The sequence below is a fragment of the Aeromonas sp. QDB68 genome, assembly GCF_027707405.1.
GTDB classification, from domain to species: Bacteria; Pseudomonadota; Gammaproteobacteria; order Enterobacterales; family Aeromonadaceae; genus Aeromonas; species Aeromonas caviae.
This window is the reverse complement of sequence record NZ_JAPCIQ010000109.1, coordinates 1-10,541: the sequence shown is the minus strand read 5'-3', so window position 1 is coordinate 10,541 and position 10,541 is coordinate 1. Positions and strand designations below refer to the sequence as shown.

At 56.2% G+C, this 10,541-nt stretch carries 11 protein-coding genes and 1 pseudogene; 9 read left to right on the top strand and 3 right to left on the bottom strand.

The window, feature by feature from the left end:
• Window positions 1-91: 91 nt before the first annotated feature.
• The gene (pgi, locus tag PG892_RS19730; protein ID WP_101618231.1) at window positions 92-1,741 is read right to left on the bottom strand and encodes a glucose-6-phosphate isomerase; all 1,650 of its coding nucleotides are present in this window, start codon (window positions 1,739-1,741) and stop codon (window positions 92-94) included.
• 60 nt (window positions 1,742-1,801) lie between these two features.
• Entirely contained in the window at window positions 1,802-2,446 is a 645-nt protein-coding gene (locus tag PG892_RS19725) for a transaldolase family protein (RefSeq protein ID WP_101618233.1), read from the bottom strand.
• A gap of 798 nt (window positions 2,447-3,244) precedes the next feature.
• On the opposite strand from PG892_RS19725, the gene srlA reads away from it, so the two are divergent.
• From srlA to PG892_RS19690, 7 genes are all read left to right on the top strand, one after another.
• Window positions 3,245-3,802 (top strand): PTS glucitol/sorbitol transporter subunit IIC, encoded by a 558-nt coding sequence (gene srlA / locus PG892_RS19720; protein ID WP_043133530.1) that lies wholly within the window; start codon window positions 3,245-3,247, stop codon window positions 3,800-3,802.
• Window positions 3,803-3,822: 20 nt separating this feature from the next.
• The gene (gene srlE, locus PG892_RS19715) at window positions 3,823-4,803 is read left to right on the top strand and encodes a PTS glucitol/sorbitol transporter subunit IIB (RefSeq protein ID WP_043133533.1); all 981 of its coding nucleotides are present in this window, start codon (window positions 3,823-3,825) and stop codon (window positions 4,801-4,803) included.
• Between the two features lie 19 nt (window positions 4,804-4,822).
• Complete coding sequence (locus PG892_RS19710; RefSeq protein ID WP_043133535.1) at window positions 4,823-5,194, top strand: PTS glucitol/sorbitol transporter subunit IIA; 372 nt, start codon at window positions 4,823-4,825, stop codon at window positions 5,192-5,194.
• An 86-nt stretch (window positions 5,195-5,280) separates the two neighbouring features.
• Window positions 5,281-6,057 carry a sorbitol-6-phosphate dehydrogenase gene (gene srlD, locus PG892_RS19705; protein WP_043133536.1) on the top strand — a complete coding sequence of 259 codons (777 nt, stop codon included), beginning with the start codon at window positions 5,281-5,283 and terminating at the stop codon, window positions 6,055-6,057.
• A 101-nt stretch (window positions 6,058-6,158) separates the two neighbouring features.
• Window positions 6,159-6,515 (top strand): transcriptional regulator GutM, encoded by a 357-nt coding sequence (locus PG892_RS19700; protein ID WP_043133537.1) that lies wholly within the window; start codon window positions 6,159-6,161, stop codon window positions 6,513-6,515.
• Window positions 6,516-6,615: 100 nt separating this feature from the next.
• On the top strand, window positions 6,616-7,380 hold the full coding sequence (gene srlR / locus PG892_RS19695) for a glucitol operon DNA-binding transcriptional repressor SrlR (RefSeq protein ID WP_043133538.1): 765 nt from the start codon (window positions 6,616-6,618) through the stop codon (window positions 7,378-7,380).
• 32 nt (window positions 7,381-7,412) lie between these two features.
• A complete protein-coding gene (locus tag PG892_RS19690; RefSeq protein WP_043133539.1) occupies window positions 7,413-8,378 on the top strand; it encodes a KpsF/GutQ family sugar-phosphate isomerase in 966 nt (321 codons plus the stop codon).
• A 56-nt stretch (window positions 8,379-8,434) separates the two neighbouring features.
• Here the strand turns inward: PG892_RS19690 and PG892_RS19685 are convergent.
• A pseudogene (locus tag PG892_RS19685) lies at window positions 8,435-8,671 on the bottom strand (IS5/IS1182 family transposase); the annotation flags it as partial.
• A 474-nt stretch (window positions 8,672-9,145) separates the two neighbouring features.
• On the opposite strand from PG892_RS19685, the gene PG892_RS19680 reads away from it, so the two are divergent.
• Together PG892_RS19680 and PG892_RS19675 are read left to right on the top strand one after the other, a co-directional pair.
• On the top strand, window positions 9,146-10,000 hold the full coding sequence (locus tag PG892_RS19680; RefSeq protein ID WP_270825739.1) for a TnsA endonuclease N-terminal domain-containing protein: 855 nt from the start codon (window positions 9,146-9,148) through the stop codon (window positions 9,998-10,000).
• Window positions 9,984-10,478 (top strand): hypothetical protein, encoded by a 495-nt coding sequence (locus PG892_RS19675; protein ID WP_270825738.1) that lies wholly within the window; start codon window positions 9,984-9,986, stop codon window positions 10,476-10,478. Before PG892_RS19680 ends, PG892_RS19675 begins: the two co-directional genes overlap by 17 nt.
• The last annotated feature ends 63 nt before the right edge of the window (window positions 10,479-10,541 follow it).

Here is a 10,541-nt window from a genome sequence, read left to right as displayed (position 1 = left end):
AAGATCGGCTCAAACTGAAAAAATGAAATGACTGAGTCAGCCGAGAAGAATTTCCCCGCTTATTCGCACCTTCCTTAAAGGAGGTAGGTGCTTAGGCCTTCCACGCCTTCCAGGTGTTGATCAGGCTGTTTGTGGAGCTGTCGTGGCTGCTGATGGGTTCGGCAGTGTTCAGCTCCGGCAGGATCTTGTTGGCCAGCTGCTTGCCCAGCTCCACGCCCCACTGATCGAAGCTGAAGATGTTCCAGATGATGCCTTGCACGAAGATCTTGTGCTCGTACATGGCGATCAAGGCACCCAGGGTCTTGGGGGTCAGCTGTTTGAACAGGATGGAGTTGGTCGGGCGGTTGCCGTCGAACACCTTGAACGGCACCAGGTCCTTGACCTCGTCCAGGGTCTTGCCGATGGCCAGGAACTCCGCTTCCACCTGTTCCTTGCTCTTGCCGAAGGCCAGGGCCTCGGTCTGGGCGAAGTAGTTGGCCAGCAGCTTGGGATGGTGATCGCCGATGGGGTTGTGGCTGATGGCCGGGGCCAGGAAATCGCACGGGATCAGCTTGGTGCCCTGGTGCATCAGCTGGTAGAAGGCGTGCTGGCCGTTGGTGCCCGGCTCACCCCAGATGATGGGGCCGGTCTGGTAGTCGACCTTGTTGCCGTTGCGATCCACGTACTTGCCGTTGGATTCCATGTTGCCCTGCTGGAAGTAGGCGGCGAAGCGGTGCATGTACTGGTCGTAGGGCAGGATGGCCTCGGTTTCGGCGCCGTAGAAGTTGTTGTACCAGATACCGATCAGGGCCAGCAGCACGGGAACGTTCTGCTCGAAGGCGGTGGTGGCAAAGTGCATGTCCATCTCGTAGGCGCCTTGGTGCAGGGCTTCGAAGTTCTCGAAGCCCAGTGACAGGGCGATGGGTAGACCGATGGCGGACCAGGAGGAGTAACGGCCACCGACCCAGTCCCAGAACTCGAACATGTTGGCGGTGTCAATACCGAACTCGGCCACGGCCTTGCCATTGGTGGACAGGGCCGCGAAGTGCTTGGCTACATGAGCCTCGTCACCGGCGGCTTTCAGGAACCAGTCGCGGGCGCTGTGGGCGTTGGTCATGGTTTCCTGGGTGGTGAAGGTCTTGGAGGCCACCAGGAACAGGGTGGTTTCCGGGTCGACCTTTTTCAGCGTCTCGGCGATGTGGGTGCCGTCGACGTTGGAGACGAAGTGCATCTGCAGGTGGTTCTTGTAGGGGCGCAGCGCCTCGGTGATCATCACCGGGCCCAGGTCAGAGCCACCGATACCGATGTTGACCACGTGCTCGATGGCTTTGCCGGTATAACCCTTCCACTCGCCGGAGATGATCTTCTCGCAGAAGCCTTTTATCTTGGCCAGCACGGCTTTCACGTCCGGCATCACGTCCTTGCCGTCGACCTGGATGGGGCGGTCGGAACGGTTGCGCAGGGCCACGTGCAGCACGGCGCGGCCTTCAGTCCGGTTGATTTTCTCGCCGTTGAACATGGACTCGATGGCACTGGACAGGTCGGTTTCCTTGGCCAGGTCCTGCAGCAGGGCCATGGTTTCCTGGGTGATGAGGTTCTTGGAGTAGTCGACCAGCATGTCGCCACCGAAGGTGGTGGAGAATTTGTTGAAGCGTTCGGCATCGGCGGCAAACAGATCCTTCAGCTGCCGCTCCTTGTTGGCGGCGAAGTGGGCTTCCAGTGCCTTCCAGGCCTGGGTCTGGGTCGGGTTGATGTTTTTCATTATTGCATGGGTTCCTGTGTTATTTGGAGATAGGCGCGATTATCGATGTGGAAACAAGCGTCAGCCGTAGCTGGCAAATTCGGCCACGGCCTGTGCTGTCTGGGCATTGGCAAGGTATTGAGTCAGCAGGGCTGGACTGACGGTCAGATCGTGGGCGCCGGCCAGCAGGGCCTGGGTCAGCTGTTCGGGGATGGCGAACGAGGCGGCCACTATCCGAGCGGGCAGTTGCTGCCGCTCCAGCAGCTCCCGCAACCGGCCGATAACGCGCTGGAAGTCGCCGCCTTCACGGTCGATGCGGTTCACGTAGGGGGCCAGGTAGTCGGCACCTTCCCGGGCGGCCAGGAAAGCCTGCCGTTCACAGTAGATGGCTGTGGCGCAGATGGCGCCGCTGGCGTCATCGGAACGCTTCAGCTGGTGGATGGCGGTCAGGCCGGCCGGTGACACCGGGATCTTGCAGTAAACTGCGCCCCAGCGGGACCAGAGCTGTCTCGCCTGTGCCACCATGCCGGCCGTATCGGTGGCCGTCACCTGCACAAACAGTTGGTGAGGGCGATCAAAGCCCAACGCCCTGGCTTGCCCGATGAAGTCGTCGGCCTTGATCCCGGCCTGGGCCAGCAATTTGGGGTTGCAGGTGATACCGTCCAGGCTGAGCTGGTGCACCCAGGGGCGTAATTCTTCGATGTTCGCTGAATCCAGATACAACATGAGCACTCCTTCAGTGTGAAATGCGGCATCTCCGCCCTGTCGAGGGTGACCCGTAGCTCCAGGGGGCAATCATATTGCCGCTGTTCGTCTCGTCTTTGACTGCTGTCATTCCCTAGCGGGTCCATGTGGCGCGGGCGAGACCATCCCGCGCAAGCCAGAAAGAATTTTCAACTTTCCCTGTTTACAAAGAAATGAAAACCAAGATCATTGATTTTGAAAATCAGATCAACAGTTTTTATACATTTCGTATCTCTGCGGTGAGGCTATTGCTGTCATTCCTGCGCTCACGGGCGGCGAACTCGCTCAGTTCGTGCCAGGTCAGAACGATCTAAACCGGATCGCGGTCCAGGCTAGGTTGCTAACGGTTATCGATATGCCGCAAAAATAAGCGTGATCTGAATCACCAATTTAAAGCGCGCACAAAATAAAGCATATATAAAACAGTAGGATATGTTTAATTGCGCCCGAGGTGCCATTGTGCGGCCGCGATGTGTGTATGGGGAGGGAGGGGCAGTTGGGGCGCCTCAGGGAGTGGGGATGTCGTTGCCCCGTTTGAAAACCAGCGAAGCAACCGTAGCGGGAACAGGCATTCTAGGCTGGACAAAAAACGCCAACTTGGTCACATTATGAAAACCAAAATTAGCAAAGTGACGTTCAGTGTGAAAATATCAACTTACCGGGTCGCCAGCCAAACACGATAAGCGAACAGCTGCAACCTGGAACCAACCGCACGTCCGGCACCTTATCAACGGCAGGACGTGTCCCCTTCACAGATGGAGTCAACTTGAGGACTACACCATGGATGTAATTATTCATGCAGCGGAATGGTTCATTGCACTATTCCAAAAAGGCGGAGACGTCTTTGTCGGCATGGTTACCGGCATACTGCCGTTGCTGATCTCGCTGATGGTGGCGATGAACGCCCTGATCCAGTTCATCGGACAGGAGCGGGTGGAGCGCCTGGCTGCCAAGAGCGCCGGCAACCCGGTGTCCCGCTACCTGATACTGCCGGTCATCGGCACCTTCGTGTTCATGAACCCCATGACACTGAGCCTGGGTCGCTTCCTGCCGGAGCGTTACAAGCCGTCCTACTACGCAGCCGCATCCTACAGCTGTCATTCCATGAATGGCCTGTTCCCGCACATCAACCCCGGTGAATTGTTCGTCTATCTGGGCATTGCCAATGGCCTGACCACGTTGGGCATGCCGCTGGCTCCCCTGGCCATCAGCTACCTGCTGGTCGGTATGGTGAGCAACTTCTTCCGCGGCTGGGTGACCGACTTCACTACCGCCATGGTGGAAAAACAGCAAGGCGTTCGCCTCAGCACTGACGTCCACATTCGCGTAGCCGAGTAAGCCAACCAGGAGCAGACATCATGGCAAATTCATTGTACATCACCAAAGGCAGCGGCGGCTGGGGTGGTCCTCTGACCATCGACATCGAGCCGGGCAAGAAGGTCCTCTACATCACCGCGGGCACCCGACCGGACATCGTGGACCGCATGGTCGAACTCTCCGGCATGGAAGCGGTGGACGGTTTCAAGACCTCCATCCCGGATGACGAGATCGCGGTCGCCGTCATCGATTGCGGTGGCACCCTGCGTTGCGGCCTCTACCCCAAGAAGCGGATCCCGACGGTGAACATTCACTCCACCGGCAAGAGCGGCCCGCTGGCCAACTTCATCGAGGAGGATATCTATGTCTCTGGCGTGCAGCCGGACAACATCCAGCTGCAAGCCCAGGCCGGGAATGCGCCTAGCCAGCCGAAACAAGCGGCGAAACAAGAAGCGCCGCAATATGACAGCAGCAAGAAGCTGAGCGAGCAGAGCGACAGCCTGCTGGCCCGCATCGGCATCGGCATGGGCGGGGTGATGTCCACCTTCTTCCAGGCCGGCCGCGAAACCATCGATACGGTGCTGCGCTCCATCCTGCCCTTCATGGCGTTCGTGTCCATGTTGATCGGGGTCATCCTGGCCTCCGGGGTGGGTGATGTGATTGCACATGCCCTGATCCCGCTGGCCAAGAGTCCCGTTGGCCTGATGACCCTGGCGCTGATCTGTTCCTTCCCGTTCCTGTCACCCTTCCTTGGCCCGGGCGCCGTCATCGCGCAGGTCATCGGTGTGCTGGTAGGGACCCAGATCGGTCTTGGCAACATTCCGCCGCACCTGGCACTGCCGGCCCTGTTCGCCATCAATGCCCAGGCTGCCTGTGACTTCATCCCGGTAGGTCTGAGCCTGGCCGAAGCCAAGCCGAAAACAGTCCAAATCGGGGTGCCGTCCGTGCTTTACTCACGGTTCCTGACCGGAGCGCCGACCGTACTGCTGGCCTGGCTCGCCTCCTACTTCATCTACCAATAACGCTCAAACGAGGACTGAAATGACTATGTTGTACCAAACCCAAGTGACCAAGATCGGCGAGTTTGCTGCCGAAGCCCTGGATGACAACATGATGATACTGTTCGATGACAATGCCCCGGCAGACGTAGCGGACTACTGCTACATCCATCCGCACGCAGCGCTGTTGGATGACATCAAGGTGGGAGGGGATTTCGTTCTGGGTCAGACACGTTTTCCCATCACGGCGGTAGGCGACGTAGTCAACCAGAACCTCGGCGAATTGGGTCACATCACCATCCGTTTCGATGGCGCCGATGAAGCGGAATACCCAGGAACCGTGCATGTGAGCGGCACTTGCCCGACAGTCCCGGAACTGGAAATCGGCACCGAAATCACGTTTGAACTGAACTGAACAATCAAGACTCACGCTCCCCCTGCATCATTGAGTTAGCGGCTCGAAGCAGGGGGGCGCGAGATACAGCAATCGAGGAGAGTAACATGTCAAAAGTAGCACTGGTAGTTGGCGGCGGTAAAAGTCTGGGCGCCTTCCTTTGCAAGGGGCTGGCCGAGGCCGGCTATCGGGTGGCAGTCGCAGATATGGACGCCGACAGCGCCAAGCTCACCGCCAGCGAAATCGCCGAGGTGCATGGTGCTGAGAACGTGATGGCCGTGCAGGCCAATGCCACCCAGGAAGCGGATGTGCAGCGCATGGTCGGTGCCGTCGATGATCGCTTCGGGCGCATCGACCTGCTGGTCTACAATGCCGGCACGGCGACCGCGGCCAAGATCGATCAGTTCCCGTTGGATGCTTGGTACCGCTCCATCGAGGTGAACCTGACCGGTTACTTCCTGTGTGCCCGTGAGGCTTCCAAGGTGATGATCCGCCAAAATGGCGGCCGCATCATCCAGATCAACTCCAAGTCCGGCAAGGTGGGCTCCAAGCACAACTCCGGCTACTCGGCAGCCAAGTTTGGCGGTGTCGGTCTGACCCAATCGCTGGCGCTGGACCTGGCCGAGCACAACATCACCGTCCACTCCCTGATGCTGGGCAACCTGCTCAAGAGTCCCATGTTCCAGTCCCTGCTGCCGCAATACGCGAAAAAGCTGGGCATCCCCGAGGATCAGGTGGAGCAGGTCTATATCGACAAGGTGCCGCTCAAGCGTGGCTGCGATTTCCAGGACGTACTGAACGTGCTGAAGTTCTATGCCAGCGACGAGGCCAGCTACTGCACCGGCCAGTCCATCAACATTACCGGTGGTCAGGTGATGTTCTAGTGGTCAGGTGATGCTCTAGTTCCAACTGTGTGGGAAACTCCTGAGAACCTAATCTTTTGGCAGTGTGTCGTACACTGCCTTTTTTCATTGTGAGGTGCTAAATGGATGCCATTAATCTTCTGATCGTGTTTGCCCTGGTGGCCTGGGGATTGCAGATCGGCCTGGGCTTTTTTCAGGTACGGGCTTTCAATCGCATGCTGCAGGACATGAGCCTCAAAGGCTCGGTGAAGATCGGCCGCACGGCCTCCCGCTGGCGCCCGCGCACCCTGGTGGTGCTGGCCCATGATGCCAACGGCGTGATTGTCGATGCCAAAATCATGCGTGGCCTGACCATCTTCGCCAGACCCCAGACGCTGGACACTCTGGTGCATGCCCGTATCCCGCTGACCGAGCGACAACTGGCCGAACTGGCACCGCCGGTACGCGAAGCGGTAACCTGCGCGCTGTCAATAAAATGACAATTCGGTTGTCATATAATTTTCATTATGAAAATTTCAGTGTACATTCTTAGGAAATGAAGCCTATGGCTTTTTAAATTCAGCATATAGGGATTCAGGTATGTCCATTGAAACTCGTCGAGAAATGTTGGTGCGTTATCTGCGCGAACATGGCAGAACGTCAGTCAACGATTTGGCCGCCCATTTCAACATCACCGGCGCCACGGTGCGCAGCGATCTGCGGCATCTGGAGCAGGCCCAGCTGGTAGTCCGCCGCTATGGCGGCGCCGAGGCGTTCACCCAGCCGGCGCTGGAAGATCACTCCATGGACGAGAAAACCGTGCTCAATCTGAACACCAAGCAGCGCATCGGCGCCAGGGCCGCGAGCCTGGTCCGGGATGGCGAGTCCATCATTCTCGACAGTGGCAGCACCACCCTGCAGATGGTGCCCTGGCTGGCAGAGCGGGTAGCGCTGACGGTGATGACCAACAGCCTGCACATCATGAATGAAGCAGCGGCGCTGGACAGCAACGTGACGCTGCTGATGCCGGGTGGCACCTACCGCAAACGCTCCGCTTCCTTTCATGGCAGCCAGGCAGAGCAGGCCTTTCGCGTATTCACCTTCGACAAGTTGTTCATCGGCGCCGACGGCTTCGATGTCGAGCAGGGCACCACCACCTTCAACGAGGCATATCAGGTGAGCCAGGCCATGTGCCAGGCGGCACGGCAGATCATCGTGGTGACCGACTCCAGCAAATTCGGCCGCAAGACGCCCAACGTGGTGGTGCCCATCGACAAGATCGACATCATCATCACCGACAAGGGCATCAGCGATGCTGACCGGCAGGCGCTGGAGCAGCATGGCATCCAGGTGGTGCTGGTCTGAACTCCCCCCAATCCCCAGAGGTTCCCTTCGTCATGCGTGAACAGATCCAGCGCTACGCTCATGAAACCCTGAGTATCGAACTGGCCGAGGCACAAAGGCTGTGCTCTCGGCTCAATGATTCCTTCGTCTCGGCCTGCGAGGCCATCCTTGCTTGTACGGGCAAGATAGTGGTCACCGGCATCGGCAAGTCCGGCCATATCGGCAAGAAGATTGCCGCGACCCTGGCCTCGACCGGCTCGCCCGCCTTTTTCGTCCATCCCGCCGAGGCGCTGCATGGCGATTTGGGCATGATCACCAAGGGGGATCTGGTCATCATGATCTCCAACTCCGGCGAGGCCGGCGAGTTCAAGACCATGCTGCCGCTGCTCAAGCACAAGGGTCTGGTGGTGATCGGTTTCACCGGCAAGCTCGACTCCTATCTGGCGCGACAGGCCGATCACGTCATCGACATCAGCGTCCAGCAGGAGGCCTGTCCTCTCGGTCTGGCGCCGACTTCCAGTGCCATCAACACCCTGATGATGGGCGATGCCCTTGCCATCAGTGCTATGCGCATTCGCGATTTCAACGAGCAGGACTATGCAGTTTCTCACCCGGGCGGTAGCCTGGGTGCCCGATTGTTGCTACGCAACAAGGATATATTAGACCCTGAGCTACCAATACCAGTTTGTTCTGCAGACACATCCTTGAGGGATGCCATTGTGGCTTTGAGTCGTGGTGGATTTGGGCTAGTAGTGATTAGTAGTGATCAGGGCAGCATCTTGGGAGTTTTCACGGATGGTGATTTGCGGCGCTCTTTGGAAAAAACATTGCCCCTGGATACCTGTGTCACCGAGCTGATGACCCGAACACCGGTGGTGGTCCAAGCGGACGGTCTGGCGGCTGCCACACTGGAACTTATGCACGAACATCGCATCAATGCTGTCCCCGTGGTGTCTGATGAGGCTCGATTGTTGGGGGTGATCAGTATTCATCAGATATATAAAGCTGGTATTCGTTGATGGAGCGAAAGGCGCGAGCCATCATTTTGCTGTAGTTTTCCTGCTAGAGGCTGTCGTCATAAGATGGCAGCCCATAATGCCACGCAGCGGATCCGGACAGCCGCCACGAACGAAGCGGTGTTTTTCGCATACCGCGTGGCTATCCCTCGCCATTGTTTCAGGTGGAGAAAGGCAATTTCTACCAGATGCCTTACCTTATACATTTCCCTGTCGTGCTCTCGCTTTTCCTTACGATTCCGCTTCGACGGGATCACCACCTCCATCCCCTGAGACGCGGCCTGGGCTACCAAAGCGTGGCAAGGATGGTTATTCCGGCATACCTCATCCGCAGACCAAATCTGTGGATAAGGGCAAGCTGCCTGAGAAGTCCAGCGTTGGCGGGGAGCGACTTGCAGTTCTTGGGTATTTCGCACGGTATGAAACTGCGTTGGGTTAATGTTCTGCATCAGCCGAATCTTGCGATTCACCGTGCACGAGTGTTCTGAACTTCGTTAGAGAAAACGGCAAAATCTTCAAACATTGGTATGATGCTTTATTGCTCTGCTTTTTCTCATCGTTAGCGCTAAATTCTTAAGCTGGTATGATACTTTATTTTTTAGTGTCCGATTTTTCATGTGGTGAAATGCGGCTTACAGGGTGATTTGGTATGAATTTTTATTACTCGCATACAAGAGTGTATTCGAGTAATAAAGTTGGATACCAAGTAATATAGTTAGATACTAAGTAATAAAGTTGAATACCAAAACCGCCCTAGCTATGCTCAATTTATGAGCCAATGGCTGGGCGGTTTTTTCATGGCTGGGAAAAAGTACGTCAACACCGAGTTGCAGAATCAGAAGTGGCTACGTGAGGGGCGAGGCAGTGGCCACGGCTCTGACTATAAACCATGGTTAACGGTCAGGGACTTATCCTCTCAAGGTCGTTCTCATCGTGTCTTTGGCCATAAATCGCAACGAACCCACCACTTGTTGTCAGATCTGGAGTTGGCCGTATTCCTGCTTTTGGAATGGAGTCGTTCAACGGTAGATATTCGTGAGCAATTTCCTCTTCGGTTGGAAGATACCAAGGCTCTGGCTTTGGAGTCTGGGATAGATCACCCATCCGTTCGCGGCGTTCTCCAAGTGATGAGTTCAGATTTCCTCGTCAACACCACAGACGCCAGCCAGCCCAAATTCGCATTGCAAGCCAAGTATGCTGAAGCACTGAGTGATGCCAGAACCATTGAGAAACTGGAGCTGGAACGCCGCTATTGGTTACAAAAAGGTGTTCCCTGGTGGCTGATCACGGAGAAGGACATTCCCAGTGTGGTTACGCAAAACATCAGTTGGCTCTATCCGGCACAACGGGATGAGATAGAAATTGATGTCCTGATGGAGCGAGCGGCGTTTTATCAGCATCACTTCCAGAATGATCCAGATAGAAGCGTAATTGAGGTAGCCAAACAGCTGGATACGGCCTATCAGCAACCCATGGGACAATCATTGTTGGAGATTAGACAGCTGCTGGCTCAGCGCTGGTTTCTATTCGACATCTTGACGCCTGTAACCAAGTTGAAAGCCGGGGATTTGCAGTTAGAGAATATTGAGGCGATGTCGGGGGCATTACGTGTTTCGAATCAATGAAGTTATCAGCGTTGAAGGGATTGCCTACCGTATTCTGGCTGAACAGCAGGATGAAATAGTCTGGATTTCACTGGATGACGAGGCTGCTTTTCCTTCTGTGATATCGCGACAGGTATTGCTGGACGCTATCGATAACGAAGTGTTGCAGCGGATCGAAGACCCCTATGCCAAGCTTTACTACGCGCAGCCCGATGAAGGGACAAAGGCAGGAGATCTGCGTGATAAAAATTACCAACTTATTCAACCCCTAATATCCAATCCTGAGTGCATGTTTCCTCGGGTAAGAAGCAGAGTTGTAAATCAAATTATTGCCACACAGGCTACAACCAAAAAAAATCTTTATCGGCTCATCCGCCGTTATTGGCAGCGGGGGCAGACGCCGAATGCTCTCTTACCTGACTATAAAAACTCCGGAGCTCAGGGCAAAAAGAGGGTTTCAAAGGGTGGAAAACTTGGTCGTCCCAGACCTGTCTCTTGATCAGATCTTGATCCCCTGCGCCATCAGATCCTTGGCGGCAAGAAAGCCATCCAGTTTACTTTG